Source organism: Streptomyces rhizoryzae (assembly GCF_023155275.1).
GTDB lineage: Bacteria > Actinomycetota > Actinomycetes > Streptomycetales > Streptomycetaceae > Streptomyces > Streptomyces rhizoryzae.
Genome location: NZ_JALMUV010000045.1, coordinates 39990 through 66593 on the forward strand (window position 1 = coordinate 39990; position 26604 = coordinate 66593).

21 protein-coding genes and 1 tRNA gene are annotated in these 26604 nt (G+C 75.1%); 17 read left to right on the plus strand and 5 right to left on the minus strand.

The window, feature by feature from the left end:
• Nucleotides 1–2: 2 nt before the first annotated feature.
• A complete protein-coding gene (locus tag MUU72_RS28445; protein WP_248016278.1) occupies nucleotides 3–545 on the plus strand; it encodes an arginine repressor in 543 nt (180 codons plus the stop codon).
• A gap of 140 nt (nucleotides 546–685) precedes the next feature.
• Here MUU72_RS28445 and MUU72_RS28450 read toward each other — a convergent pair.
• Nucleotides 686–759: transfer RNA gene (locus tag MUU72_RS28450), tRNA-Pro, on the minus strand.
• Between the two features lie 145 nt (nucleotides 760–904).
• On the opposite strand from MUU72_RS28450, the gene MUU72_RS28455 reads away from it, so the two are divergent.
• The 5 genes from MUU72_RS28455 (at nucleotide 905) to MUU72_RS28475 (ending at nucleotide 7467) form a co-directional block, all read left to right on the plus strand.
• Nucleotides 905–1297, plus strand: coding sequence for a DUF488 domain-containing protein (locus MUU72_RS28455; RefSeq protein WP_248016279.1), 393 nt, complete (start codon nucleotides 905–907; stop codon nucleotides 1295–1297).
• A gap of 162 nt (nucleotides 1298–1459) precedes the next feature.
• Entirely contained in the window at nucleotides 1460–2896 is a 1437-nt protein-coding gene (gene argH / locus MUU72_RS28460; RefSeq protein ID WP_248016280.1) for an argininosuccinate lyase, read from the plus strand.
• A gap of 124 nt (nucleotides 2897–3020) precedes the next feature.
• The gene (locus tag MUU72_RS28465) at nucleotides 3021–3572 is read left to right on the plus strand and encodes a TetR/AcrR family transcriptional regulator (protein WP_248016281.1); all 552 of its coding nucleotides are present in this window, start codon (nucleotides 3021–3023) and stop codon (nucleotides 3570–3572) included.
• Entirely contained in the window at nucleotides 3569–5212 is a 1644-nt protein-coding gene (locus MUU72_RS28470) for an MFS transporter (RefSeq protein ID WP_248016282.1), read from the plus strand. The genes MUU72_RS28465 and MUU72_RS28470 overlap by 4 nt, the downstream gene beginning before the upstream one ends.
• A gap of 284 nt (nucleotides 5213–5496) precedes the next feature.
• On the plus strand, nucleotides 5497–7467 hold the full coding sequence (locus MUU72_RS28475; RefSeq protein WP_248016283.1) for a bifunctional metallophosphatase/5'-nucleotidase: 1971 nt from the start codon (nucleotides 5497–5499) through the stop codon (nucleotides 7465–7467).
• 101 nt (nucleotides 7468–7568) lie between these two features.
• Here MUU72_RS28475 and MUU72_RS28480 read toward each other — a convergent pair whose 3' ends face one another.
• Nucleotides 7569–8237 carry a lysophospholipid acyltransferase family protein gene (locus MUU72_RS28480; RefSeq protein ID WP_248016284.1) on the minus strand — a complete coding sequence of 223 codons (669 nt, stop codon included), beginning with the start codon at nucleotides 8235–8237 and terminating at the stop codon, nucleotides 7569–7571.
• Between the two features lie 327 nt (nucleotides 8238–8564).
• Here MUU72_RS28480 and MUU72_RS28485 point away from each other — a divergent pair, with 327 nt between their 5' ends.
• Nucleotides 8565–9731, plus strand: coding sequence for a glycerophosphodiester phosphodiesterase (locus MUU72_RS28485; protein ID WP_248016285.1), 1167 nt, complete (start codon nucleotides 8565–8567; stop codon nucleotides 9729–9731).
• 203 nt (nucleotides 9732–9934) lie between these two features.
• Nucleotides 9935–10423 carry a GNAT family N-acetyltransferase gene (locus tag MUU72_RS28490; RefSeq protein WP_248016286.1) on the plus strand — a complete coding sequence of 163 codons (489 nt, stop codon included), beginning with the start codon at nucleotides 9935–9937 and terminating at the stop codon, nucleotides 10421–10423.
• A 49-nt stretch (nucleotides 10424–10472) separates the two neighbouring features.
• Here MUU72_RS28490 and MUU72_RS28495 read toward each other — a convergent pair whose 3' ends face one another.
• Complete coding sequence (locus MUU72_RS28495; RefSeq protein WP_372503269.1) at nucleotides 10473–10934, minus strand: hypothetical protein; 462 nt, start codon at nucleotides 10932–10934, stop codon at nucleotides 10473–10475.
• Nucleotides 10927–11295 (minus strand): hypothetical protein, encoded by a 369-nt coding sequence (locus MUU72_RS28500; protein WP_248016287.1) that lies wholly within the window; start codon nucleotides 11293–11295, stop codon nucleotides 10927–10929. Before MUU72_RS28500 ends, MUU72_RS28495 begins: the two co-directional genes overlap by 8 nt.
• 706 nt (nucleotides 11296–12001) lie before the next feature.
• Here MUU72_RS28500 and MUU72_RS28505 point away from each other — a divergent pair.
• The 8 genes from MUU72_RS28505 (at nucleotide 12002) to MUU72_RS28540 (ending at nucleotide 23833) form a co-directional block, all read left to right on the plus strand.
• On the plus strand, nucleotides 12002–13060 hold the full coding sequence (locus MUU72_RS28505; RefSeq protein WP_248016288.1) for a methionine ABC transporter ATP-binding protein: 1059 nt from the start codon (nucleotides 12002–12004) through the stop codon (nucleotides 13058–13060).
• The gene (locus tag MUU72_RS28510) at nucleotides 13057–13791 is read left to right on the plus strand and encodes a methionine ABC transporter permease (protein ID WP_248016289.1); all 735 of its coding nucleotides are present in this window, start codon (nucleotides 13057–13059) and stop codon (nucleotides 13789–13791) included. Before MUU72_RS28505 ends, MUU72_RS28510 begins: the two co-directional genes overlap by 4 nt.
• A gap of 87 nt (nucleotides 13792–13878) precedes the next feature.
• Entirely contained in the window at nucleotides 13879–14736 is an 858-nt protein-coding gene (locus MUU72_RS28515; RefSeq protein ID WP_248016290.1) for a MetQ/NlpA family ABC transporter substrate-binding protein, read from the plus strand.
• 210 nt (nucleotides 14737–14946) lie between these two features.
• Nucleotides 14947–15582 carry a GNAT family N-acetyltransferase gene (locus MUU72_RS28520; protein WP_248016291.1) on the plus strand — a complete coding sequence of 212 codons (636 nt, stop codon included), beginning with the start codon at nucleotides 14947–14949 and terminating at the stop codon, nucleotides 15580–15582.
• Nucleotides 15583–15760: 178 nt separating this feature from the next.
• Nucleotides 15761–16981, plus strand: coding sequence for a precorrin-6y C5,15-methyltransferase (decarboxylating) subunit CbiE (gene cbiE, locus MUU72_RS28525; RefSeq protein WP_248016292.1), 1221 nt, complete (start codon nucleotides 15761–15763; stop codon nucleotides 16979–16981).
• 238 nt (nucleotides 16982–17219) lie between these two features.
• On the plus strand, nucleotides 17220–21545 hold the full coding sequence (cobT, locus tag MUU72_RS28530; protein WP_248016293.1) for a nicotinate-nucleotide--dimethylbenzimidazole phosphoribosyltransferase: 4326 nt from the start codon (nucleotides 17220–17222) through the stop codon (nucleotides 21543–21545).
• 177 nt (nucleotides 21546–21722) lie between these two features.
• Entirely contained in the window at nucleotides 21723–22964 is a 1242-nt protein-coding gene (cobA, locus tag MUU72_RS28535; RefSeq protein WP_248016294.1) for a uroporphyrinogen-III C-methyltransferase, read from the plus strand.
• A 53-nt stretch (nucleotides 22965–23017) separates the two neighbouring features.
• Entirely contained in the window at nucleotides 23018–23833 is an 816-nt protein-coding gene (locus MUU72_RS28540) for a TrmH family RNA methyltransferase (protein WP_248016295.1), read from the plus strand.
• Between the two features lie 336 nt (nucleotides 23834–24169).
• Here MUU72_RS28540 and MUU72_RS28545 read toward each other — a convergent pair whose 3' ends face one another.
• Complete coding sequence (locus MUU72_RS28545; protein WP_248016296.1) at nucleotides 24170–25513, minus strand: serine/threonine protein kinase; 1344 nt, start codon at nucleotides 25511–25513, stop codon at nucleotides 24170–24172.
• A 608-nt stretch (nucleotides 25514–26121) separates the two neighbouring features.
• Here MUU72_RS28545 and MUU72_RS28550 point away from each other — a divergent pair.
• Nucleotides 26122–26328 (plus strand): hypothetical protein, encoded by a 207-nt coding sequence (locus MUU72_RS28550; protein WP_248016297.1) that lies wholly within the window; start codon nucleotides 26122–26124, stop codon nucleotides 26326–26328.
• The last annotated feature ends 276 nt before the right edge of the window (nucleotides 26329–26604 follow it).

Consider the following 26604-nt stretch of genomic DNA (forward strand, 5'->3'; position numbering starts at 1 on the left):
CGATGACCGAGCCGCAGGGGAACGAGTCGCAGAACAGCGGCCCGGCCGTACCGCAGACCCGCACCGCCCGCCACCGCCGGATCGTGGACATCCTCAACCGGCAGCCGGTCCGCTCCCAGAGCCAGCTCGCGAAGCTGCTCGCCGACGACGGCCTGTCCGTCACCCAGGCGACCCTCTCCCGCGACCTGGACGAACTGGGCGCGGTGAAGATCCGCAACACCGGCGGCGAGCTGATCTACGCGGTACCGAGCGAGGGCGGCGACCGCAAACCGCGGGCGCCGCTGGGGGAGTCCGCCAAGGAGGAGCGGATGCGCCGCCTCTCCGGCGAACTCCTCATCTCCGCCGAGGCGTCCGCCAACCTCGTCGTCCTGCGCACTCCGCCGGGTGCCGCCCAGTTCCTGGCCTCCGCCATCGACCAGGCTGAGCTCCACGACATCCTCGGCACCATCGCCGGCGACGACACCCTGCTGCTGATCAGCCGCGACCCCACCGGCGGCCAGCACCTGGCCGCCCACCTCCTGCAACTGGCGGAGGGCGCGCGGTAGCGGGGGAGCCCCGCGGCCCGGGAGGGCCCCGCCGATGCGGCGGGGCCCTCCCGGCGCGCCCGCGCGCCGCACCGCCCGCACGAACGACCGGAGGCCGCCATCGCATCTCTGCGACGACGGCCTCCGGCCTGTGTGCACCGTCGGGACGACAGGATTTGAACCTGCGACCCCTTGACCCCCAGTCAAGTGCGCTACCAAGCTGCGCCACGTCCCGGTGCCGTATCCGGCCGGTGTTTCCCCGGCCGGGGCGTGCAGAAAGAAAAATACCCTGTCCGGGCCGATGAATCCAAAGCGGGGCCCTTCCGGGGCGGTGCGGGGGCCTCCCGGCGGGCGCGCCGTGGCCGTGTTTGGATGGATATATGCCAGCAAAGCAGAGCAAAACGGATAAGGCGCGGCGGGACGGCATCCGGGTGCGGCGGGCGTACGACCCGCCGGAGCGGGCGGACGGCGCCCGGGTGCTGGTCGACCGCCTGTGGCCGCGGGGGCTGGCCAAGGAGGACGCGCGGTTCGACGAGTGGTGCAAGGACGTGGCGCCGTCGCCGGAGCTGCGGAAGTGGTACGGGCACGACGCGGAGCGGTTCGCGGAATTCGCCGAGCGCTACCGCGGCGAGCTGGCCGAGGGGGTGGCGGCGGAGGCGGTGGACCACCTGCGGGAGCTGGCGGCGGACGGCCCGCTGACGCTGCTGACCGCGACCAAGGAGGTGCCGCACAGCAATGCGGCGGTGCTCGGGGGGGTGCTCCGGAAGGGCTAGCCCCGGCCCCGCGGCTCGTTGACGAAACATGCGGTGCAATGCATAATTATGCCCACGGTGCACGCGCCTGGAGGAGTCACCGCCGCCGCGTGCGGCCCGGTGTGTTCCCCGCCGGCGGGCAGCCGGTCAACCACTCCCAACCACGCACGAGGAGCACCGCACGTGAGCAGCAACAACGGCGACGTCCGGCTCTGGGGCGGCCGCTTCGCCGACGGCCCGGCCGAGGCGCTCGCCGCCCTCTCCGCCTCCGTCCACTTCGACTGGCGGCTGGCCCCGTACGACATCGCCGGCTCCCGGGCCCACGCCCGCGTCCTGCACGCGGCCGGACTGCTCACCGCCGACGAGCTGACCCGCATGATCGAGGGGCTGGACCGGCTCGAACGCGATGTCGCCGACGGCTCGTTCACCGGCACCGTCGCCGACGAGGACGTGCACACCGCCCTGGAGCGCGGGCTGCTGGAGCGGCTCGGTCCGGACCTCGGCGGCAAGCTGCGGGCCGGCCGCTCCCGCAACGACCAGGTCGCCACGCTCTTCCGGATGTACCTGCGGGACCACGCCCGGATCATCGGCGGGCTGCTCGCCGAACTCCAGGAGGCGCTGGTCGGCCTGGCCGAGGCCCACCCGGACGTCGCCATGCCGGGCCGCACCCACCTCCAGCACGCCCAGCCGGTGCTCTTCGCCCACCACGTGCTCGCGCACGTCCAGGCGCTCTCCCGGGACGCGGAGCGGCTGCGCCAGTGGGACGAGCGGACGGCCGTCTCGCCGTACGGCTCGGGCGCGCTGGCCGGGTCCTCGCTCGGGCTGGACCCGGAGGCGGTAGCCGCCGACCTCGGTTTCGAGCGCGGTTCGGCGGGCAACTCCATCGACGGCACCGCGGCCCGCGACTTCGTCGCCGAATTCGCCTTCGTCACCGCGATGATCGGGGTCAACCTCTCCCGGATCGCGGAGGAGGTCATCCTGTGGAACACGAAGGAGTTCTCCTTCGTGACCCTGCACGACGCCTTCTCCACCGGCTCCTCGATCATGCCGCAGAAGAAGAACCCGGACATCGCGGAGCTGGCGCGCGGCAAGTCCGGGCGGCTGATCGGCAATCTGACCGGTCTGCTGGCGACCCTGAAGGCCCTCCCGCTCGCCTACAACCGCGACCTCCAGGAGGACAAGGAGCCGGTCTTCGACTCCTGCGACCAACTGGAGGTGCTGCTCCCGGCGTTCACCGGCATGATGGCGACGCTGACCGTGCACCGCGAGCGGATGGCCGAGCTGGCGCCGGCCGGTTTCTCGCTCGCCACCGACATCGCGGAGTGGCTGGTCAAGCAGGGCGTGCCGTTCCGGGTGGCGCACGAGGTGGCCGGCGAGTGCGTCAAGGAGTGCGAGGCGCGGGGCATCGAGCTGGACGAGCTGACCGACGAGCAGTTCGCCAAGATCTCGCCGCATCTGACCCCGGAGGTCCGCGGCGTGCTCAACGTCCCCGGTGCGCTGGCCGCGCGCAACGGCCGCGGCGGCACCGCGCCGTCGGCGGTCGCGGTGCAGCTCGCCGAGGTGCGGGCGGACCTGGTGCGGCAGCAGGAGTGGGCCGCGGCAAAGTCCGTGCGCGCGTAGCGGCGCGGTCGGCGCCGCCGACGAGGGCGGCCCCACCCGGGCGGGTGGGGGCCGCCCTCGTATGCGTTCCGGGGCGCCGGAAAAGAATGAGACGGTCATGTCTCATTCGGTTAGTCTGTGTCTCATGGCTGTGGACCGGGAACACGTACTCACCGAGGCCGCCGCGCTGCTCACCCGCCGCTCGACGACGTCGATGGACGAGATCGCGCGGGCCGCGGGCATCAGCCGGGCGACCCTGCACCGGCACTTCGCGGGGCGCGACGCGCTGATCCGCGCCCTGGAGGAGCACGGCATCGAGCGGTTCGCGCGGGCCATGGACGCCGCCCGGCTCGACGACGGGGACGCCGCCGGGGCGCTCCGCCGGCTGGTCCGCGAGGCCGAACCGGTCGCCGGGGTGCTGGCCTTCCTCTTCACCGAGAACCAGCTCTTCGAGAGCGGGACGGTCAACGCCGGCTGGGCCCGGCTCGACGCCCGGCTCACCGCACTGTTCCGCCGCGGCCAGGAGGAGGGCGACTTCCGCGTCGACCTCAGCTCGGCCTGGCTGACCGAAGCGTTCTACGGGCTGCTGGGCGCCGGCGCCTGGGCGGTCCACGAGGGCCGCGTGGCACGCAACGACCTCGACCATTCGATCGCCGAGCTGCTGCTCGGCGGCATCCGACGGAGCATGGAGAAATGAGCGATCCCCTAGCCGCACGGCAGACCGAACCGGTCCCGGGCCGGGCCGGTTCGGCCCATGTGGACGACCAGCCCCGGCCGGGCCGCTGGCTCGCGCTCTCGGTCCTCGTCCTGGCGGTCCTGCTGGTCGGCGTGGACGCCACCGTCCTCGGCCTGGCCACCCCGTTCCTCAGCGAGGACCTGCGGCCTTCGGGGACCCAGCTGCTGTGGATCGGCGACATCTACTCGTTCGTCATCGCCGGCCTGCTGGTCTCGATGGGCAGTCTCGGCGACCGGATCGGCCGGAAGAAGCTGCTGCTGGCCGGCTCGGTGGCGTTCGGCGCGCTGTCGGTGTTCGCCGCCTACGCCACCAGCCCGTCCATGATGATCGCCGCCCGCGCCCTCCAGGGCGTCGCCGGGGCGACGCTGATGCCCTCCACCCTCGCCCTGATCCGCAACCTCTTCCACGACCCCAAGGAACGCAGCCTGGCGATCGGCATCTGGGGCGCGATGGCCTCGGCCGGCACGGCGGTCGGCCCGGTCCTCGGCGGCTTCCTGCTCGGCCACTTCTGGTGGGGCTCGGTCTTCCTGATCAACCTCCCGGTGATGCTGCTGCTGGTCGTCGTCGGCGCCAAGGTGATCCCCGAGTCCCGCAACCCCGACCCCGGCCCGTGGGACATCCCCAGCGTCCTGCTGTCCCTGGTGGGCATCGTCGGCGTCGTCTACGCCGTCAAGGAGGCGGCGGTGCACGGTCTGCGCTGGGACATCGGGCCGGCCGCCGTCATCGGGGTGCTGGCGCTGGTGGTGTTCGTCCGCCGCCAGCTGACCCTGGACTCCCCGCTGCTGAACATGAAGCTCTTCCACCACCGGGGCTTCTCCGGCGCGGTCCTGGCCGACCTGCTGACCATCCTCGGCCTGTCCGGACTGGTCTTCTTCCTCTCGCAGTTCCTTCAGATGGTGCAGATGCGCTCGCCGCTCGACGCCGGACTGGTCGAACTCCCGGCCGCGGTCGGCGCGGTGGGCGCCGGCCTCGCCGCGGGCTGGGTCGCCCGCCGGCTCTCGGTGCGCCTGGTGGTGTCCGGCGGCCTCGCCGTGGTCGGCCTGTCGCTGGCCGGCTGCACGGCCCTGCACGGCGACACCGGTACCCTCGCGCTGTGCGTCATCCTCTTCGTCGTCGGCGTCGGCGCGGGCTTCGCCTTCACCGTCACCGCCGACGTCATCCTCTCCAGCGTCCCCAAGGAGGAGGCGGGCGCCGCCTCCGCGGTCTCCGAGACCGCCTATGAGCTGGGCGCCGCGCTCGGCATCGCCCTGCTGGGCTCCATCGTCACCAGCATCTACCAGGGCTTCACCGCCCCCGCCGGGGTGCCCGGGCCGGCCGTCACCGCCGCCCGCGCCTCGCTCGGCGGCGCCGTGGACTCCGCCGGCAAGCTCCCCGCCGACCAGGGCGCGGGCCTGCTGAAGGCCGCTCAGGACTCCTTCGTCAGCGGGGTGGACACCGCGGCCGGGGTGGGCGCGGTGGTGCTGCTGGGCGCCGCGGTCGCCGCGTGGTTCCTGCTGCGCGGTCAGGAGCTGGCGGACAGCGCGCCGTCGGCCCCCGCCGCGGAGGCCGGCGCCTCCCCGGTGGCCGGCTCCGCCGCCGGCGGCCCGGCCTGCCACCGCTGACCGGCCCGCCCGGGCCCCCGTAAAGCCCCCCGCCCGGGCACCCGCAAGAACGCCGCCCGGCGGGCGAACGAGGGACACCGCCCGGCCCCCTGCCCCCGTCCAGGCGTGTCCCGTGGATCGCGACCGCGCGCACCGGCCATGATCCACAGGACACGCCCTCGGGGGCGACTGTCCCCTGCCGTTCACGCCCGGTACGCGTCATGGTGGCTGGTCGGCCCGCACGGCTGGCTTTACTCTCCCGTCGTCCCCCCACAACGGTCGGACCCGCTCAGGAGAGTGACGCAGTGCGCGACATCGGAAGACGGTCCTTCGTAACCGCCGCGGGGGCGATGGCCACCACCAGTGCGATCGGCAGCCACGCCTACGCCACCGGCCACGCCCGCGACGCCGCCACGGCCGACGAATACGTCGACGTCCAACTGCTCAACATCACCGATCTGCACGGCTATCTACAGGGCGCCCCCGGCGCCAACTCCGTCATCACCGGCACCGGCGGCAAGCGCTACACCGTCGGCGGCGTCGCCTCCATGGCGGCCCACCTGGAGCGGCTGCGCGCCGGACGCCGCAACTCCATCTTCTTCGCCCCCGGGGACCTCTTCTCCGGCTGGGAGTTCGACGCCGCCGCGTTCGCCGACGAACCCACCATCGAGGCGCTCAACGCGATGCGCCTGGACTTCGCCTCGGCCGGCAACCACGAGTTCGACAAGTCGACGGTCTTCCTCCGGGAGCACATGGAACGCGGCCGGGTCTTCCCCGTCGCCGGCCGCGACGTCTCGTTCACCGACTCCACCGGACACCGCTTCCACGGCGCGAACTTCCCCTACTACAGCGCCAACGTCGTCGACCACAACACCGGCCGCCGGGTGCTGCCGCCGTTCAACATCGTGCACGTGGACGCCGGCCGCGGCCGCCGGCTGCCGATCGGCTTCATCCACCTGACCGCGATCGGCACCGAGTCCTTCCCCGGCTCCTACCAGCCCGGCCTGCGCACCCTGGACGAGCTGGAGACCGCCAACCGCTGCGCCGTCGCCCTCAAGGCCCGCGGCGTCAACGCCATCGTGCTCAGCATGCACGACGGCGCGGTCGCCGGCAGCAACTTCGAGAGCGGCAGCAACCCCTCGGGCCCGGCCTACGAACTGGCGCTGCGGGTCACGCCCGCCATCGACGCCATCGTCACCGGCCACTGGCACTGCGCCTTCACCATGATGCTGCCCGACCCCGACGGCGTCCCCCGCCCGTTCGTCGAGGCCGGCTGCTACGGCCAGATCATCAACGAGATCAACCTGCGGCTCGACCCGGACACCGGCAAGGTCGTCCGCGAGCTGACCACCTCCGTCAACCACCCCAACACCCGCGACATCACGCCCGATCCGGAGCTGAAGTCGATCGCCGACTACTGGGCGGGCTACGGCGTCCGCCGCGCCGCCACCCGGATCGGCACCCAGACCGCCTCGTTCACCCGGCGGCGCACCGCGGCGGGGGAGTCCACCATGGGCAACCTCGTCGCCGACTGGGCGCTGTGGGCGGGCCGGCAGCCGCGCGGCCCGATGGACGACCCCGGCGGGGCCCTCAACATCCCCGCGGAGCTCGCCGTCATCGCGGTGGCCCCCCGGGTCGGCGCCGCGATCATCTCCGGCGACCTGGTGCGCGACGAGGCGTCCGGCGGCGCCGTCACCTTCGGGCAGGCGTGGAGCGCGGTCGGCTTCGGCGACCCGATCATGACCGTCACGGTCACCGGCCGGCAGATCCACGAAGCCCTGGAGCAGCAGTGGGCGCCGACCCCCGGCGGCGGTCTCTCCTTCTCCCCGCTGGCCGTCTCCGGCAACGTCCGCTACACCTTCGACGCCGCCGCGCCGCCCGGCCGCCGCATCGCCCCGCAGGACATCCTCATCGACGGCCGCCCGCTGGTGCCGGCCCGCCCCTACCGCCTCGCCGCCCCCTCGTACACCCTCATCAACCAGGACGGCTTCAGCGCGTTCACCGGCTTCACCCAAGCGGTCCGGCACACCCGGGACTTCGAGAGCTTCATCGCCTACGTCCGCAGCCGCGGCGAACTGACCCCGGCGGAGGTGGACCGCGTCACGGCCCGCAACACCGAACTGCCCGGCGCCCGCACCGGCTCGGTCGCCGAGCACCAGCAGCTGCTGGCCGCCGACGGCAGCCGCGTCCCCCGGCCCGAGGCGGCGCTGCGCACCGCCCGGCCCGGCGGCGCCGAGGGCCAGCGCGCGCCCGGCGGCTTCCGGGTGCCCTGCTGATCCCCGCCGGGCGCCGGTGAGCACGCCCGGCCCTGCGCACGCCGAGGGCCCCGTCCGGGGAACGGACGGGGCCCTCGCGCGCTGTACGGGCCGGCGCCGGATCAGGCGGCGCGGGCCTTGGTGGCGTACACGTCGACGTACTCCTGGCCGGACAGCTCCATCACGTCGCTCATCACCTCGTCGGTGACCGCCCGCAGCACGTAGCGGTCGCGGTCCATGCCCTCGTAGCGGGAGAAGTCCAGCGGCTCACCGAAGCGCACGGTGACCGGGGCGATGTGCGGGAAGCCCTTGCCGCCGGGCTGCACCTTGTCCGTGCCGATCATGGCGAACGGGACGACCGGGGCGCCGGTCATCAGCGCGAGCCGGGCGATACCGGTCCGGCCGCGGTAGAGCCGGCCGTCGGGGGAGCGGGTGCCCTCCGGGTAGATGCCGAAGGCGTGGCCCTCCTCCAGGATCCGGCGGCCGGTCATCAGCGCCGCGACCCCGCCGTGCCCGCCGTCCCGGTCCACCGGCACCATCCCGGCGGTGGTGAAGAACCAGGCCATCAGCCGGCCCTTGAGGCCCTTGCCGGTCACGTACTCGTCCTTGCCGATGAAGAACACCGGGCGCTTGACCAGCAGCGTCAGGAAGATCGAGTCGATGAACGTGACGTGGTTGCCGGCCAGGATCACCGGGCCGGTCCCGGGGATCCGCTCGATGCCCTCGACCTTCGGGCGGAACAGGACACGCATCACCAGTCCGAGAATCGCCTTCAGCACAATGCGGGACAACGGGCCCTCCGGGTCGTGGCTGGTCAGGTCAGTGGGTCAGGGGAGCGCAGTAGCTCTGCAGCCCAGGACCATACTCGCGGGTCACTCCCGCGCGCACATCGGGTTCACCGGGCCGATACGCAGAGTTGACGTGCGTCACGTCCATGTTCCCCCCGGTACTCCCCGACGTCTCCCCGGCCTCACCCGTCCGTGCTTACGATCAAGGCGCTCCCCGGAGAGGTGCGCACACACCTCCCGCGGGACACCTTGATACACCGGAACGTCCCCGAACGCCCGGAACGTCACCGGGCCGTCCGGGGCACACGACGCAGAACGAGGAGCGCGGGCATGGAGAAGCGGCACGAGCCGGGACGGCGGACGGTGCTGGGGGCCGCGGCCCTGGGCGGGGCGGCGGTACTGGCCGGTGCGGGAACGGCCCGGGCGGCCGGCCCGGCGGACCGGGCGGCGCGGTCGGCGCCCGCGGGACGCCCCGCCGAGCTGCCCCGCCCCCTGGTCGTCGGCCACCGCGGCGCCAGCGGCTACCGCCCCGAGCACACCCTGGGCTCCTACCAACTCGCCCTCGACATGGGTGCCGACGTCATCGAGGCCGGCGACCTCGTCCCCACCAAGGACGGGCACCTGATCCTGCGCCACGAGCCCGACATCAGCGCCACCACCGACATCGCGCAGCACCCGGAGTTCGCCGGCCGCCGGACGACCAAGACCATCGACGGCAAGAAGATCACCGGCTGGTTCACCGAGGACTTCACGCTCGCCGAGATCAAGACGCTGCGCGCCAAGGAGCGCATACCGGACGTGCGCCAGCACAACACCGCCTACAACGGCGTCTGGCCGGTCCTCACCTTCGAAGAGGCCCTGAAGTGGGCCGAGAAGAAGGGGCGCGAGCGCGGCCGTCCGGTCTGGCTGCACATCGAGACCAAGCACCCCACCTACTTCCGCAAGCTGGGCCTGGGCCTGGAGGAGCGGCTCGCCAAGCTGCTGCGCCGGTACGGCCGGCACACCGCGCACGCCCCGAACTTCCTCCAGTCCTTCGAGCCCAGCAGCCTCAAGCGCCTCGGCGACCTGGGCGTGAAGTGCCCGAAGGTCGTCCTGCTCGACGAGCCGTCCGTCCGGCCCTGGGACTTCGTCGAGGCCGGCGACCCGCGCACCACCGCCGACCTGCTCACACCGCAGGGGCTCCGGTGGATCGCCGGCTTCGCCCAGGGCATCGGCCCCTGGCTGCCGCAGATCATCGCGCAGGACGACAAGGGCAAGCTCGGCGAGCCCACCACCCTGGTCCGCGACGCGCACGCCGCCGGCCTGGTGGTCCACCCGTACACCGTGCGCAACGAGAACAGCTTCCTGCCGCTGGACTTCCGTACCGGCAAGAACCCGGGCGACTACGGCAACGCGCTCGGGTACTTCAAGGCGCTCTTCGCCACCGGCATCGACGGCCTGTTCTCCGACAACCCGGACACCGCGCTGCTGGCCGCCGCGGAGTTCCGCCGGCACTGACCCGCGCCCTCCGGACCGGCGCCCGGCCCGCCCCACCCGCCCGCGCACTCATCTGAGTCGGGAATGTCACAGGGGAGCTTGGCGCCGGTCCGTTCCGTTTGTCCGCCGTGCCCGCGCAGAATGCTCGCGGCGGAGATTGCCGCCGCCGGATACCGGGGAGTCCGTCAAGCGGACAGCGAACCGAAAAGGGGAGGCAAACGCGCATGGGCACCAGCGTGACCATCTCGACGGCGACCGACGGCGACGCCGAGCAGATCCTCAAACTCCAGTACCTCTGCTACCAGACCGAGGCCGCCCTCTACGACGACTACGGCATCGAACCGCTGACCCAGACCCTGGACTCGCTGCGCGCCGAACTCGCCGAGAGCTGTGTGATGGTGGCCAGACTCGGCCAGGAGGTGGTCGGCTCGGTACGCGGCACCGTCGACCCCGACGGCACCGCCCGGATCGGCAAGCTGATCGTCCACCCGCGGCTCCAGCGGCACGGGCTCGGCGGCCGGCTGCTGGCCGCCGTCGAGCAGCGGCTGGCCGAGGAGCGGGCCGCCAAGCGCTACCGGCTCTTCACCGGCCACCGCAGCGAGGGCAACCTCCGCCTCTACCGCAGCCACGGCTACGCCCCGGTCGGCACCGAGCAGCTCACCCGCCGGCTGAGCCTGGTCACGCTGGAGAAGGAGCCCGCCCCGGCGCACTGACCCCGGTCCGGGCCCGCACCGACGGCGGGCCCGGCCGCCCGGCCGCCCGCTACGCCGTGCCGGTGCGGGCCCGGCGCAGCCACATCAGGCCGGTCACCGGCAGCGCGACCGGGATGAAGAGGTAGTCCATGCCGTAGTACGACCAGACCGTGGAGTCCGCGAACGCCGCCGGGTCCACCAGCGTCCAGGTCCCGATGCCGACCACCCCGAGCAGCTCCAGCGCGCAGCACACGACCGCTGCCCGGCGCGCCCCCTCCCCGCCGCGGACCAGCGAGAAGGTGATGAAGCCGTAGACCAGCGCGGAGACGGCGGAGAGCACGTAGGCCAGCGGCGCCCGGTCGAACTGGGCGAGCAGCTGGTAGACCGAGCGGGACGCGGCGGCCACGGTGAACACGCCGTAGACGGTGACCAGCAGCCGTCCCGGGCCCGCGCCCAGCCTGGTGGCCGGGTGCCGGTCGCCGGTGGTCCGGGCGGCGCCGTCCGCCGCGGTCTCCTGGGCAGTCTCAGACACTGCCGCCTCCCCAGATGTCGAAAAGCCGTACTTCCAGGACGGCCAGCACCACGGAGCCCGCGGCGACGGTGGCCGAACCCCACCGGGTCCGCTCGGAGAGCGACATGAACCCGGTCGCCGGGACGCACGCCGCCGCCCCGAGCAGATACGCCAGGAACAGCCCGGTGCCCTTGTCCGGGTGCTGCCCGCGGGCCAACTGCACCCCGGCGATGACCAGTTGCACGATGCCCAGCAGCGACACCACGGCCATGCCGATGAAGTGCCAGTCCTTGGTGGGCTCGTTGCGGAACGCGGCGAAGCCGCACCAGGCGGCCAGCGCGAGGGCGGCCAGACCGACCGCGAGCGTCAGCGCGTCGATCACCGCGGCCTCCGGGCGGGGCGGCGGCGCGCCGTGGGGTTGTGGGGCATGGGCCCGATGCTAATCGGCGGCGGGCCGGCCGCCGCGTCCGGCCCCGCCGCGGCCGCCCCGCGCCGGCCCCGCCGGCCCGTGCGCCCGGCCGCCATCGGCACCCCGGCGCGCGGGCCGGAGCGGGCGCCGTGGCGTTGGCCACACCCGCCCGGGACCCGCCCGCCACCGGGCCGGGCCGCCGGCCGACCCACCCGCCGTATCCGCGCAGGCCACGGGCGGCCGTCCGAGATCATCCGGGCCGGACGGCGGCCGGTCCACGGGCCGGGCGGCGCTGTCCGGTATCCGGACAGGCTTGATCGGGCCATACCGCTGTCTGGTTTACTGACCGCCATGACCACGACGAGCCGCCGCACCCCTGCGACCGAGGCGTTCCGCACGCCCGGTGCTCGTTGCATGTGTCGAATGTGTGACAGCTGAGGGCCCCCGCCCGAGCCTCGCGCCCCGAAGCGAGATGCGCACTTCCCCACGCTCTGCCGAGCAGGGAGGGACCACCGAGCCGTATGCCGCCCCCCGGCCGCCGCGGCCGCCCCGCGTCACCGGAAACCGGAGCCGGGCCCCGCGCCCACCGCCGCTCCGCGTTCCCCTCTGCCGCACTCGCACAGAATGCCCCGTGCCCGGCGGGCCAGCCGCCGAGCACTCGACAGTGACGGAATTCCCTGTGATCACCACAACGGGCCTGACCAAGGTCTACCGTTCGGGAGGCCGCGAGGTCACCGCCCTGGACGGCGTCGATCTGCACGTCCGCGAGGGCGAGGTGTACGGCGTCATCGGCCAGAGCGGCGCCGGCAAGTCCACCCTCATCCGCTGCCTCAACCTCCTGGAGCGCCCCACCTCCGGCACGGTCACCGTCGCCGGCCAGGACCTCACCGCGCTCGGCGGGCGCGGACCGCGCGCCAACGCCGCCCTGCGCGCCGCGCGCAGCCACATCGGCATGGTCTTCCAGCACTTCAACCTGCTGTCCTCGCGCACCGTCCAGGACAACGTCGAACTGCCGCTGGAGATCCTGCGGACCGGCCGCCGCGACCGCGCCCGCAAGGCCCTGGAACTCCTGGACCTGGTCGGCCTCGCCGACAAGGCCAAGGCGTACCCCGCCCAGCTCTCCGGCGGCCAGAAGCAGCGCGTCGGCATCGCCCGCGCCCTGGCCGGCGACCCCAAGGTCCTGCTCTCCGACGAGGCCACCAGCGCCCTCGACCCGGAGACCACCCGCTCCATCCTGACGCTGCTGCGCGACCTCAACCGGCAGCTCGGCCTGACCGTCGTCCTCATCACGCACGAGATGGACGTCGTCAAGACCATCTGCGACTCCGCGGCCCTGATGAAGCGCGGCCGGATCGTCGAGCAGGGCACCGTCACCGAGCTGCTCGCCACCCCCGGCTCCGAACTCGCCCGCGAACTCTTCCCGGTCGGCGGCGAATCCTCCGCCGACGACCGCACCGTCGTGGACGTCACCTTCCACGGCGCGGCGGCCACCCGCCCGGTGATCTCCGAGCTGGCCCGCACCTACAACGTCGACATCTCGATCCTCGGCGCCGCCATGGACACCGTCGCCGGCAAGCAGGTCGGCCGGATGCGCATCGAACTGCCCGGCCGCTTCGAGGACAACGTCGTACCCATCGGCTTCCTGCGCGAGCAGGGCCTCCAGGTCGACCTCGCGGACGGCGACGGCGCCGGCGCCGCGGCGTCCACCGCCCCGCTCCGGAAGGAAGATGCCCAGTGAGCTGGCACGACATGCGGCCGCTGCTGACCGACGCCACCCTCGACACCCTCTTCATGGTGTGGTGGTCCACCTTCTACGCGGTCCTCATCGGCATCCCCGTCGGCGTCCTGCTGCACCTGAGCGCCCGCGGCGCCATGCTCCAGAACGCGGCGCTGAACAAGGTCCTCGGCGCGCTCGCGAACATCGGGCGGTCCTTCCCGTTCATGATCCTGATCATCGTGCTGATGCCCTTCACCCGCCTCCTGCTCGGCGTCTCCATCGGCCCGACCGGCGCGGTGGTCCCGCTCACCATCGCCGCCGTCCCGTTCGTCGGCCGCCTCGTGGAGGCCGCGCTGCGCGAGGTCGACCACGGGCTGGTCGAGGCGGCGCAGGCGATGGGCGGCGGCACCTGGACCGTCATCTTCAAGGTGCTGCTCCCGCAGGCCCTGCCGGCCCTGGTCGCCGCCGTCACCACCACCGTCATCACGCTGATCGGCTACTCGGCGATCGCCGGCGCGGTCGGCGGCGGCGGACTGGGCGCCCTCGCCTACAACTACGGCTACCTGCGCTACGAGACCGGACTCATGATCGTCACGGTCGTGGAGCTGGTCGTCATCGTCACCGCCGTCCAGCTGCTGGGCGACCTGATCGTCCGCCGGCTCGCCGCCCGCGGCACCCGCGCGGCCTCCCTGCGGGTCGGCCTGCGCCGGGTCCGCACCGAGGAACCGGCCCCGGTGACCGAGGCCGCCTGACCCGAGCCCCCGCAGTTCCAAGGCCCGGACCCTTTGCCGGGCGCAGCCCACACGGAACCCCGTGTGCACCAGAAAGAGGCACTCTTCGTGCGTAACACCGCCAAGCTCACCGTGGCCCTCGCCGCCGCCTCCGCCGTCGTCCTCGGCGCGAGCGCCTGCAGCGCCCCCTCCGACGTCACCGCCGGCGGCGACAAGGGCGACAAGAACGCCCCGCTGGTCATCGCCGCCAGCCCCACCCCGCACGCCGCGATCCTGGACTACGTCAAGGACAAGCTGGCGCCGCAGGTCGGCCTCAAGCTGGTCGTCAAGACCTTCAACGACTACAAGCTGCCCAACAAGGTCACCGCCGACGGCGAGGTCGACGCCAACTTCTTCCAGCACAAGCCGTTCCTGGACTCCTACAACAAGGAGAACGGCACCGACATCGTCCCGGTCGTCAACGTCGAGATCGAGCCGCTGGGCGTCTACTCCAAGAAGATCCGCAAGCTCACCGACCTCAAGCCCGGCTCCACCGTCTCGGTCCCCAACGACCCGTCCAACGAGGGCCGCGCGCTCAAGCTGCTCGCCGACAACGGCGTGATCACCCTCAAGCCCGGCGTCGGCTCCGACGCCTCGCTGACCGACGTCAAGGACGCCAAGGGCATCAAGATCACCGAGCTGGAGGCCGGCCAGACCGCGCCGCACCTCACCGACGTCGACGCCGCCGTCATCAACGGCAACTTCGCCGTCGGCGCCAAGCTCAAGCCGTCCACCGACGCGCTGGCCCTGGAGAAGGCGCAGGGCAACCCCTACGCCAACTTCCTCGCCGTCAAGAAGGGCCACGAGGACGACCCGCGGGTCCAGAAGCTCGCCAAGCTCCTCAACTCCGACGAGGTCAAGAAGTTCATCGAGGACACCTACAAGGACGGCTCGGTCATCCCGGCCTTCGGCCCGGTCAAGAGCTGACCCGGGGCCCCGCCCCCGTACCGCCCGCGCGTCCGCCCCTTCCGGGGGCGGGCGCGCGCCGCCGTACCGCACCGCCCCGGGCGCGTGGCACGCCCGCGGGCCGATGCTGCATGCTGGTGCATTCAAGACGGTCAGGACGGCCCCGGCCGCACGGCGCAGACGGCCCGTGCCGCCCGGGAGCACCCCAGTCAACGGCGTTGGAGCATCGGCATGACATCCACCTTTCCGGACATCTCCCTCAGCACGGACCGGTTGGTGCTGCGCGCGCTCGACGAGGACGACCTCCCCGCCCTGACCGCGATGATGAACGACGAACTCGTCGCCGCCTGGACCGCGGTGCCCCAGCCCTTCACCGAGGACGCCGCCCGCAACTGGATCACCCGGTACGCCCCCACCGAACGCCTTGCCGGCCGCGGCCTGGACCTCGCGGTCACCGAGTTCCTCACCCAGCGCCTGGTCGGCGTCGTCCAGCTCGGCAACACCAACTGGCGGGTCCGCTCCACCGAGCTGTCCTACATCGTGGCCTCGTGGGCCCGCGGCGAGGGCTATGCCTCCGAGGCGGCCCTGGCCACCGCCCGCTGGCTCTTCCAGGACCAGAAGTTCGAGCGCCTGGAGCTGCGCACCGCCGCCGGCAACACCGCCTCCCAGCAGGTCGCCCAGAAGATCGGCTGCATCAGCGAGGGCGTGCTCCGCAGTGCCTGCATAGCCCGGACCCGCGCGGACGACGGCACCTGGACCGACCTCCGCACGGACCAGATCGTCTGGAGCCTGCTCCCCGAGGACCTCGACGGGCTCCCCGGCCGGATGGCCGACGCCAACGGCTTCGCCTACCCCGAGTGGAACTGACCCCGCGCCGCCCCCCTCCTCCCGGCCCCGGGGTACCCTCGCCCTGCCGGACCCCCGCCGGGCCCCCGGCACACCGCGCGGACCGGCACCCCGCAGCCCGCCCCGGCCGGCGGCCACCCCGCCCCCGGCCGCCCGTCCGCGCAACGCGTAACCCACCAGCCCCAGGAGACACACGAGCATGGCCGACCGGGTCACGGTGATCGGATGGGACGGCTCTCCGCTGACCGCCGCCGCCCGCTCCGCCCTCGGCGCCGCGACCCTGGTCGCCGGCGCCGCCCACCACCTCGCCCTCCCCGAGGTGCCGCCGGCCGCCGAACGGATCCGGCTCGGCAGCGTCACCCTGGCCGCCCGCCGCATCGCCCAGCACCGCGGCACCGCCGTCGTCCTCGCCGACGGCGACCCCGGCTTCTTCGGCGTGGTCCGCGCCCTGCGCGCCCCCGAATACGGCCTGGAGGTCGAGGTGGTCCCGGCCGTCTCCTCGGTCGCCGCCGCCTTCGCCCGGGCCGGCATGCCCTGGGACGACGCCCAGGTCGTCGTCGCCCACAGCCGCGACCTGCGCCGCGCGGTCAACGTCTGCCGCGCCCACCCCAAGGTCGCCGTCCTCACCTCACCCGGCGCCGGCCCCGCCGAACTCGCCCTCCTCCTGGACGGCGTGCACCGCACCTTCGTCATCTGCGAGGACCTGGGCACCGCACGGGAACGGGTGACCGTCCTGACCTCCGACAAGGCCGCCGACCACGTCTGGCGCGACCCCAACGTCGTCATCGTGGTGGGCGGTTCGCCGTCCGGCGCCGCCGCCCAGGGCACCGGCTGGCTCGCCGGCCACGAGGTCGGCCACCCGGTCGGCCCGCGCGGCTGGGGACTCCCGGACCGGGCCTACGGGGGCGCGCTCGGCGAGGGTGAGGCCGTCCAACTGCGCACCGCCCAACTGGCCCGCCTCGGGCCGCGCTTGGGCGACCTGGTCTGGGACATCGGCTCCGGCAGCGGCGCGGCCGCGGTGGAGACCGCGCGGTTCGGCGCCGCGGTCATCGCGGTCGACGCCGACCCCGACGCCTGCGCCCGCGCCACCGCCCTCGCCCGCCGGCACGGCGTGCAACTCCAGGCGGTGCACGGCCGCGCGCCGCAGATCCTGGAGGACCTCCCGGAACCGGACGTGGTGCGCATCGGCGCCGGGGGAGCGGCGGTGGTCACCGCCTGCGCGGCCCGCCGCCCCGAACGGATCGTCACCCACGCCGCGACCCGCGACGAGGCCGAGGCGCTCGGCCGGGCCCTGGCCGACGGCGGCTACGAAGTCGAGTGCGCCCTCCTCCAGTCCGTCGAACTGGACACCTCCGCCTGGGTCGAGCGGGAGCGCTCCGTGGTCTTTTTGCTGAGCGGCTACCGCGTTCCTCACCCGTGACCAGGAAGGCCACCCGCGCGAGGTAGGCTGGCGGATCGTTGCGCCGCCGTTCCGCGTTCGGCTTCGTACGCCAATATCCGGAAAATGCCGTGGTTTTGGACGAAAATGAAGCACTTGAGGGCGGACGTGCCGGGAAGCGTGCTCGCTCGTTCTCGCTATCGGGGCGTCGGCGCGCACCCCGGTCGGGCGCGTCGCACGAGCGGTTGGAAGGAGCACTAGCAGTGGGCGAGGGGTACGCATGACCGACACCGGCCAGGTCCCGGGCCAGGGACAGCCGGAGAACGCAGGCGGACATCGCGGAGCGCCGCAGGCCGTTCCCACCCCTGCCGACGCCGGACCGACCCAGCACCCGGGCGACTACCCCTACCTCGGCGACGGCGCCGTCGAGGAGGACGACCTGCTGATGCCCGGCGCCCAGGGCGCCTGGAGCGAGCACGGCGCCCAGCAGCCGGCCCAGCCCGCCCACCCCTTCCCCCAGCAGCCCGTCCCGCAGCCGCAGGGCGCGCCCTACGACCCCGCCGCCGGCGCCCCGGCCCCCGGCTACGCGCAGGCGCCCGGCCACGAGCAGACCGCCGCCCCGGTCGGCGACCACGAGAGCGGCGGCCGGGACTCCGGTTCCGTCGACCTCGGCGCCGTCCGCGTCCCGCCGCCCGCCGCCCCCCAGCCGCAGCACCGCGCCCCCGCCGCCGCGCCCCGCCGGCCGCTCCACATGGGCCCGCCGGTGCCCGACGCGACCGGCGGCGTGGTCCGTTCGCTGGCCGACCGCGGCCCCGCGGAGGCCCCTGCGCCGGCCGCCCGGCAGGCCGCCCGACCGGCCCCGGGACCCGAGTACCTCGACGTGCCGGCCGAGGCCGCGCAGCCGGCGCCGGCACCCGCCCAGCAGCAGCCCTCCGCCCCGCCCGCCGAGCCGATGCCCGCCACCGCGCAGCCGGCTGACGACACGTCGCCCGCCGCACAGGACCGGCCGACCGCCCAGGAGGCCGGTCCGGCCGCCGCCGAGCTGCCGCCGTACTACGAGGGCCGGCTGGCCGCCGAGCAGTCCTACGGGGCCGCGGGGCAGGGCCCGTTGCCCGGCCCGCAGCTGGGCGAGATCCCGTCCCACCCGCAGGACCACCCGTGGCCCGAGGCGCCGGTCGCGCCGCCGGCCGCCGCCCAGGCCGCCGTGGACGCCGCCGTGGCGGCGGCACCCGCCCCGGTCGCCGCGGACGGTGCCGCAACGGCCGCCCCCGAGGCCGGGCCGACCGCCCCGCAGCCCCCGATGCCGTCCGAGCAGGCGCAGGACCGGCAACTCCCGGCCGACCAGGCGGAGGCAGAGCAAGCCGCCGCCCAGGCCGCGGCCGACCAAGCCGCGGGGGAGCCCGCCACCGCCGCGGCCCCGGCCGCCGAGCCGCTCCCCGCCGCACCGGCCGCCCCCGAGCAGCCGGTGTCCGCCCCTGCCGAGACCGCGGCCGCTGACGGCCCGGCGGACGCCGCGGGCCCGGCGGCCGCGAACGGCGTCCCCGGCACCGAGGGCGCGGCCGAGCCCGCCGCCCCGGAGGCGCCCGCCGCCCCCCAGGAGCCCCCGGCCGCCGCCCCGGCGGAGGCTGCCCCGGCGGAGCCCGTTGCCGAACAGGCCCAGGAGGCCGCGCCCGTGGAGACCCCCGCGCCCGTGGAGACCCCCGTGCCCGCGGAGGCGACCGGCCCGGCCGACGCGCCCGCTCCTGTGGACACCGAGGCGTCCGCGGCCGCCGAAGCGCCCGCGGACTCCGCCCCGCAGCCCGCCGAGGGCGCCGCCGCGCCTGCCGCCGCACAGCCGGAGGCGGCGGAGAACGCGGCCCCGGCCGACGCCCCGGAGGCCGCCGCCCAGCCGCCGGCCGCGGAGCCCGCCCCGGCCGCCGCCGTGGACGAGCCCGCCGCCGAGGCCGCACCCGCCGCGTCCCCGGCACCTCAGGCACCCCAGGAGGCTGCTGAGGCACCCCAGGCCGCCCCCGAGGCCCCGCAGCCCACCGAGGCCGCCCAGCCGCAGCCCGCCGAACAGGCCGAGCCCGCCCAGGCCCAGCCCGCCGAGCAGCCCGCCACGGCCGAGGCCCCCGCCGAGGCCGCTGCTGAGGCCCCCGCGGCGGACCCCCAGGCCGCCGCCCCCGGCCAGGCCCCGGCCGCCGCCCCGGCGCCGGACCAGCCGCAGCCCGAGGTCCCGGCCGAGCAGCCCGCCGCACCGGCGGCCACCGCTCCGGCCGCCGACGCCCCCGCGCCGGACCAGCCGCAGCAGCCGGACGCGCCGCAGCCGGCCGAGCCCGCCACCCCTGAGGCCCCGACCGCCGCCGCCCCGGCCACCGAGGCCCCCGCCGAGGCGACCCCCGCCGACGCCCCGCAGGCCGCCGACGCCCCGGCCGAGGCCCCCGCCGACGCGGCCCAGCAGGAGCAGCAGCCCCAGGAGCCCCGGCAGCCCCCCGTCATAGACGCGCCCGACGCCCCGCAGCAGGGTGCCGGACAGCCGCAGCCCGCCGCGCCCGTGGAGGCCGGGGCCGCGCCGCAGGACGCCGCGGACGGCACCGCACCGGCCGCCGGCCCCCAGGCGCAGCACGCCACCCTCCCGATCCCGGCCCAGGCCACCGCCGGCCCCGACGCGGCCCCCGCGGACGCCCCGCAGGAGCCCGCCGCCGCGCCGGCCCCGCAGGCCCCGGCCGAGGCCGCGGACCAGCCCGTCCCGGCCACCGGTGCCGCCGCGGAAGCCGGTGACGACACCGGCGGCCGCCCGCTCCAGCAGGACGACGCCCAGTTCGTCGAGCTCGGCGAGGGCGACGAGGCGCACCCGGACGAGGCCCCGGCCGCCGTACCGGAGCCCGCGCTGCCCCCGGCCCCCGGTTACGACGACTCGGAGCGCGCCGCCGTCCACCGCGTCATCCGCGAACGCCGCGACATCCGCAACGGCTTCCGCCCCGACCCGATCCCCAACGACGTCCTGCTGCGCGTCCTGGAGGCGGCCCACACCGCCCCCAGCGTCGGCCACTCCCAGCCCTGGGACTTCGTCGTCATCCGGTCCGAGGACACCCGCGCCACGATGCACGAACTGGCCATGCGGCAGCGCGAGGCGTACGCCAAGTCGCTGCCCAAGGCCCGCGCCAAGCAGTTCCGCGAGCTGAAGATCGAGGCCATCCTCGAAACGCCGGTGAACATCGTCGTCACCGCCGACCCCACCCGCGGCGGCCGGCACACCCTCGGCCGGCACACCCAGCCGCAGATGGCCCCGTACTCCTCCGCGCTCGCCGTCGAGAACCTCTGGCTCGCCGCCCGCGCCGAGGGCCTGGGCGTCGGCTGGGTCAGCTTCTTCGACGAGCGGGAGATGGTCCGCGAACTGGGCCTGCCCGAACACCTCGAAGTCGTCGCCTACCTCTGCGTCGGCTACGTCGACGAGTTCCCCGACGAGCCCGAGCTGCTGCACGCCGGCTGGTCCAAGCGCCGCCCGCTGTCCTGGGTCGTCCACGAGGAGACCTACGGGCGCCGCGCGCTGCCCGGGGAGGACCCGCACGACCTCCTCCAGGAGACCCTGGCCGGGATCCGCCCGCTGGACGCCAAGGCGCTCGGCGAGGCGTGGGAGCGGCAGAAGCGGATGACCAAGCCGGCCGGCGCCCTCGGCATGCTGGAGATCATCTCCGCGCAGCTCAGCGGCCTGTCCCGCAAGTGCCCGCCGCCCATCCCGGAGCCGGCCGCGGTGGCGATCTTCGCCGGTGACCACGGCGTCCACGCCCAGGGCGTGACCCCCTGGCCCCAGGAGGTCACCGGCCAGATGGTCGCCAACTTCCTCGGCGGCGGCGCGGTCTGCAACGCCTTCGCCAACCAGGTCGGCGCCGAGGTCTGCGTCATCGACGTCGGTGTCGCCGGCGACCTCCCGGCCACCCCCGGCCTGCTGCCCCGCAAGGTCCGCCCCGGCACCGCCGACTTCACCCAGGGCCCGGCCATGACCCAGGAGGACGTCCTCAAGGCCATCGAGATCGGCATCGAGACCGCCCGGGACCTCGTCGCCGCCGGCAACAAGGCCCTGCTCACCGGCGAGATGGGCATCGCCAACACCACCGCCTCGGCCGCCCTGATCGCCGTCTACACCGGCGTCGACCCGTCCGAGGTCACCGGCCGCGGCACCGGCATCAACGACGAGACGCACGCCCGCAAGGTCGAGGTGGTCCGCCGCGCGCTGGAACTCCACCAGCCGGACCCGGCCGACCCGATCGGCGTCCTCGCCGCCCTCGGCGGCCTGGAGCACGCGGCGATGGTCGGCCTGATCCTCGGCGGCGCCTCCCTGCGCACGCCGGTGATCCTCGACGGCGTCAGCGCCGGCGCCGCCGCCCTGGTGGCCCGCGCCATCGCCCCCGAGGCCCTGGCCGCCTGCATCGCCGGCCACCGCAGTGCCGAGCCGGGCCACGTCGCGGCCCTCAACAAGCTGGGGCTGCGCCCCCTGGTGGACCTCGACCTGCGGCTGGGGGAGGGCACCGGCGCCCTGCTCGCGCTGCCCGTCGTGCAGAGCGCCGCCCGCGCCATGCACGAGGTCGCCACCTTCGATTCCGCCGGAGTGACCGAGAAGAGCTGATCAGCTCCCGGCCCTCGCATGACCCCCGGCCCGCAGCCCTCTAGGCTGTGGGCCGGGGCCGTCCGCCCGTCCGGCCGTACCGCCCCCGTCAAGCCGCTCCGGCGCCGCAGCGGCTTCCCCGGTCGCCGCATCCGCTGCCTCCCCGCCTCGCACCACCCCACAAGGAGCCACCCCACCATGGCCGAGCCCGCCGCCGAACCCGCCGCCTACCCCGTCGGACTGCGGCTCTCCGGCCGCGGCGTGGTCGTCCTGGGCGCCGGCCAGGTCGCCCAGCGCCGGCTCCCCGCCCTGCTCGCCGCCGGCGCCGACGTCCTGCTGGTCTCGCCGTCCGCCACCCCCTCCGTCGAGGCGATGGCCGACGCCGGCGAACTCCGCTGGGAACGCCGCCGCTACCGCCCCGGCGACCTCGACGGCGCCTGGTACGCGCTGATCTCCACCGACGACCCCGAGGCCAACGCCGCCGCCTCCCGGGAGGCCGAGGAGCGCCGCGTGTGGGCCGTCCGCTCCGACGACGCCGAGGCCGCCACCGCCTGGACCCCGGCCACCGGCCGCAGCGAGGGCGTCACCGTCGCCGTCCTCACCGGCCGCGACCCGCGCCGCTCCGCCGCCGTCCGCGACGCCATCGTCGAGGGCCTGCGCGACGGCAGCCTCGCCGCCCCGCACCACCGCCGCCCGCGCACCCCCGGGGTCGCGCTGGTCGGCGGCGGCCCCGGCGACCCCGACCTGATCACCGTCCGCGGCCGCCGGCTGCTCGCCGAGGCCGACGTGGTGATCGCCGACCGCCTCGGCCCCCGCGACCTGCTCGCCGAACTCCCCCCGCACGTCGAGGTCATCGACGCCGCCAAGATCCCCTACGGGCGGTTCATGGCCCAGGAGGCCATCAACAACGCCCTCATCGAGCACGCCAAGGCCGGCAAGGCCGTGGTCCGCCTCAAGGGCGGCGACCCGTTCGTCTTCGGCCGCGGTATGGAGGAGGCCCAGGCCCTCGCCGAGGCCGGCATCCCCTGCACCGTCGTCCCCGGCATCTCCAGCACCATCTCCGTCCCCGGCGCGGCCGGCATCCCCGTCACCCACCGCGGCGTCGCCCACGAGTTCACCGTCGTCAGCGGCCACGTCGCCCCCGACGACGCCCGTTCACTGGTGGACTGGGCCGCGCTCGCCAAGCTGCGCGGCACCCTCGTCGTCCTGATGGGCGTGGAGAACAGCGGCGCCATCGCCGCCAAGCTCATCGCGTGCGGCCGCCCCGCCGACACCCCGGCCGCGGTCGTCCAGGAAGGCACCACCGCCGCCCAGCGCCGGGTGGACGCCACCCTCGCCACCCTCGGCGACACCGTGCGGGCCGAGGGCGTCCGCCCGCCCGCCGTCCTCGTCATCGGCGACGTCGTCGCCCTGACCCCGCCCGCCCCCGCCGCCGAGTAACCACCGCGCTTGCGCCCCTTGGCACCCCGACACCGACAAGGCACCCTCTCCCCGTGGCAGAAATCATCACCATCGAGGACCCGGACGACCCGCGGCTGCGCGACTACACCGGCCTGACCGACGTCGAGCTGCGGCGCCGCCGGGAACCGGCCGAAGGGCTCTTCATCGCCGAGGGCGAGAAGGTCATCCGCCGCGCCCGGCACGCCGGCTACGAGATGCGCTCGATGCTGCTCTCCGCCAAGTGGGTCGACGTGATGCGCGACGTCATCGACGAGGTCCCGGCCCCGGTCTACGCGGTCAGCCCGGACCTCGCCGAGCGGGTGACCGGCTACCACGTCCACCGCGGCGCGCTCGCCTCCATGCAGCGCACCCCGCTGCCGCCCGCCGCCGAACTCCTCGCCGGCGCCCGCCGCATCGCGGTCATGGAGGCCGTCAACGACCACACCAACATCGGCGCCATCTTCCGCAGCGCCGCGGCCCTCGGGATGGACGCGGTGCTGCTCTCCCCGGACTGCGCCGACCCCCTCTACCGCCGCTCGGTGAAGGTCTCCATGGGCGCGGTCTTCTCCGTCCCGTACGCCCGGTTGGAGAACTGGCCGCGCGACCTGTCCGCGGTCCGCGAGGCCGGCTTCCGGCTCCTCGCGCTGACCCCGGCCGAGGGCGCCACCGCCCTGGACGCGGCGGCCCCGCACACCCTCGAACGCGTCGCCCTGATGCTCGGCGCCGAAGGCGGCGGCCTGTCCACCGGCGCCCTCCGCGCCGCCGACGAGTGGGTCCGCATCCCGATGGCCCACGGCGTCGACTCCCTCAACGTCGGCGCCGCCGCCGCGGTGGCCTTCTACGCCGTCACCACGGGCCGCCCGACCTGAGGGCACCGCACCCCGCGTCCACGCCGCCGATCCCGGTCAGCGACGCCGACGCAGGCGGACGAGGACCCGCCCGGCGCCGCCCCGCCACCGGCCGGGAGACCGAGCCCCCCGATGCTGTGCGCGCACCCCGAGCAGTTCCGCGCCGCTGCCGGCGACGACCCACGACGCGCCGCCGTCACCCGCCCCTTGGCCGGTACGCCGGGTACGCCCACCCCGAGCGCGTAAGCGCACCGCACGCCGGTGCGCCACCCTCAGGACGCCCTCCCGCGCGCCCTCGCCGCCGCCACCGGCAGCGCCCTGCGCGCCTCGGCCCGGCCAGCCCCTCCCCGTGACCCGTCAGGGCCTCCGCGGCAGCCCCGCCGCCGTCTCCCCGGCGCCCGCCGGCCCGTACGACGCCACGCTCGCCGGCCGGTCGCCGCCCAGCCCGCGGGCCGGGCCCTGGCAGCCCTGGGCCGCCGCGATGCCCAGGGCGACCAGCAGCGTCACCACCACGAACACCACGACGCGCTGCCGCAGCAGCCGCCGGTCCGGGCCCGGCCGCCGACCGCCGGAGCCGGTGCGCACCGGCCCGCGCGAACCGTTTCGCCCCGTGGGCCGGGACGCCGGCCCCCGCCCGGGCGTCCGCCCGCCGGTGCGCGGGTTCGCCCCCGAGGCCGGGCCCGGGGCCCGCCCTGCCGCGTCCCGGGAGGCCGGCGGCCGGGCCGGCCGGGGGCGCGGCGCGGGCGTGCCCGCCGTACCCCGCTCGGTGCGCTGGCGCGCGTACTCCTCGGCCCGCTGCCCGGTCGGCCGGCCCCCCGGCCGCCGCTCGGCGCGGCCCCAGTCACCGGAGCCGTCCTCCCACGCCCCGCCCGACAGGCCGTGCGCCTCCCGGGCCGCGATCTCCTTCAGCCGCAGCGACAGCGACAGCGTGCTGGGCCGCTCCGCCGGGTCCTTGGCCAGGCACGCCGCGAGCAGCGGCGCCAGCGCGTCCGGCACCCCGCCCAGATGCGCCTCCTCGTGGACGACGCGGTAGAGCATGACCTCCGAACTGCCCTGCCCGAACGGCGAGTCGGCGGTACAGGCGTACGCCAGCGTCGCGCCCAGCGAGAAGATGTCGGTGGCCGGGGTCACCGCGGCGCCGCGCACCTGCTCCGGCGCCAGGAAGCCGGGCGAGCCCACGGCCGTCCCGACGTGCGTCAGCGTGCTGGCGCCGGTCGCCCAGGCGATCCCGAAGTCGATGATCCGCGGCCCCTTGGGGGACAGCAGGATGTTGGACGGCTTGAGGTCCCGGTGCACCACGCCCGCGTCGTGGACGGCCAGCAGACCCTCCGACAGCGCGGCCCCGACGGCGGCGACCTGCGCGGGGGAGAGCGGGCCCTCCTCGTTCACCTTGTCGTGCAGCGACGGGCCGGGGACGTACTGGGTGGCGAACCACGGGCGGTCGGCGTCCAGATCGGCCGCCACCAGCCGCGCGGTGCAGCCGCCGCGAATCCGCCGGGCGGCCGAGACCTCGCGGGCGAACCGCGACCGGAACTCCTGATCCTCCGCCAGGTCCGGCCGGATCACCTTCAGCGCGACCCGCTGCCCGCGCTTGTCCGAGCCGAGGTAGACCACGCCCATCCCGCCCGCGCCGAGCCGGCGGTGCAGCCGGAACGAGCCGACGACACGCGGGTCCTCGCGTCGGAGCCGCATCATCGCCATGTCCGTCCCCTGCCTGCGGTGGGGAGGCCCCACTCCGCTCAACCGTCTGACGTGGCACAGCTTACGGATTGCCGGCTCGCTGTGCTGAGAGGCCGCGCATGCGTCGGCAACCGGATTACCGGCGGCCGCGCCGATCCCCGCCGTACGGAAGGAATTCGGCCCGCCCACCGCGTCACCCACCCGCGGTCGGCCCCAAAGATCCCTTTTCCAGCGGCGATTGACGCCCCGGCAGGCACCGCACCGGCCCGGTGCCCGGCGCCCCAGCCCCGCCCCCCGCGCACGGGCCCGCCGCCCGCGGGGGAGCCCCCCGAGTGAGCGAAGTCACCGTTTCGGCACCCCCGCCCCCGGCAACGCCGCGCCACCCCGTGCGCCGGCCCCGGCCCCCGCGCGCCCCTCTCAGGGATGTCCCCGGGTCCGGCGCCCCCGCTCTCCACCCAGGGGAGTACGCCGGGCCCCCGCCCGTCATCCTCCCGGAGGCCGCCAAGCGGTACGACGGCATGACGCCCGGCCGCCCCCGGCACGCCTAGCCTTGAGGTCAAGCGGCGGGCGCAGCACTCGTCCCCCGAGGTCAGACGCCCGCCGCCCTGGACCACGACAGGAGCGGGGCGATGGCGCGCAGCACGGAGAGGACGGTGTTCGGGGCGCGGGGCCGCAGGGCCACCGCGACGCTCGGCCGCCGCCCGTCCGGCACCCGCCACCCCCTCGTGGCGGTGGCCATGGTGCTGCCGCTGGCGTTCCTCCTCGCCGTGGTCTTCGGCGGCTGGGAGGCCGTCGTCACACAGGCGTCGTCCGTGGCCGGAATGCTGGGGCGCTGAGCGGGCGCCCCGGTCCCGGGAGAGCGGCCCGGGACGGGGGACCTCCGGCCGAAACCCCGTGGGGACGGGGGTGCGGCGGACGGCACGAGTGGCCGGGCATCTGGGGAGATGCCCGGCCATCGGGCTTTTCCCGGAACTCTCCGCCCGCCCGGGGCAGTTGGCCGCCGCACCGCACACAACGACCGAGGGCCGGAGCGTCTGCTCCGGCCCTCGGCCTGTGGGTGGACGATACTGGGATTGAACCAGTGACCTCTTCCGTGTCAGGGAAGCGCTCTC

Bases quoted from the DNA above. Each gene is read 5' to 3' on its own strand.
- cbiE (WP_248016292.1), top strand. From the start codon at position 15,761: ATGGCCGACCGGGTCACGGTGATCGGATGGGACGGCTCTCCGCTGACC.
- MUU72_RS28455 (WP_248016279.1), top strand. From the start codon at position 905: ATGCCAGCAAAGCAGAGCAAAACGGATAAGGCGCGGCGGGACGGCATC.
- MUU72_RS28520 (WP_248016291.1), top strand. From the start codon at position 14,947: ATGACATCCACCTTTCCGGACATCTCCCTCAGCACGGACCGGTTGGTG.
- MUU72_RS28465 (WP_248016281.1), top strand. From the start codon at position 3,021: ATGGCTGTGGACCGGGAACACGTACTCACCGAGGCCGCCGCGCTGCTC.
- MUU72_RS28470 (WP_248016282.1), top strand. From the start codon at position 3,569: ATGAGCGATCCCCTAGCCGCACGGCAGACCGAACCGGTCCCGGGCCGG.
- MUU72_RS28550 (WP_248016297.1), top strand. From the start codon at position 26,122: ATGGCGCGCAGCACGGAGAGGACGGTGTTCGGGGCGCGGGGCCGCAGG.
- MUU72_RS28485 (WP_248016285.1), top strand. From the start codon at position 8,565: ATGGAGAAGCGGCACGAGCCGGGACGGCGGACGGTGCTGGGGGCCGCG.
- MUU72_RS28490 (WP_248016286.1), top strand. From the start codon at position 9,935: ATGGGCACCAGCGTGACCATCTCGACGGCGACCGACGGCGACGCCGAG.
- cobA (WP_248016294.1), top strand. From the start codon at position 21,723: ATGGCCGAGCCCGCCGCCGAACCCGCCGCCTACCCCGTCGGACTGCGG.
- MUU72_RS28445 (WP_248016278.1), top strand. From the start codon at position 3: ATGACCGAGCCGCAGGGGAACGAGTCGCAGAACAGCGGCCCGGCCGTA.
- MUU72_RS28545 (WP_248016296.1), bottom strand. From the start codon at position 25,513: ATGGCGATGATGCGGCTCCGACGCGAGGACCCGCGTGTCGTCGGCTCG.
- cobT (WP_248016293.1), top strand. From the start codon at position 17,220: ATGACCGACACCGGCCAGGTCCCGGGCCAGGGACAGCCGGAGAACGCA.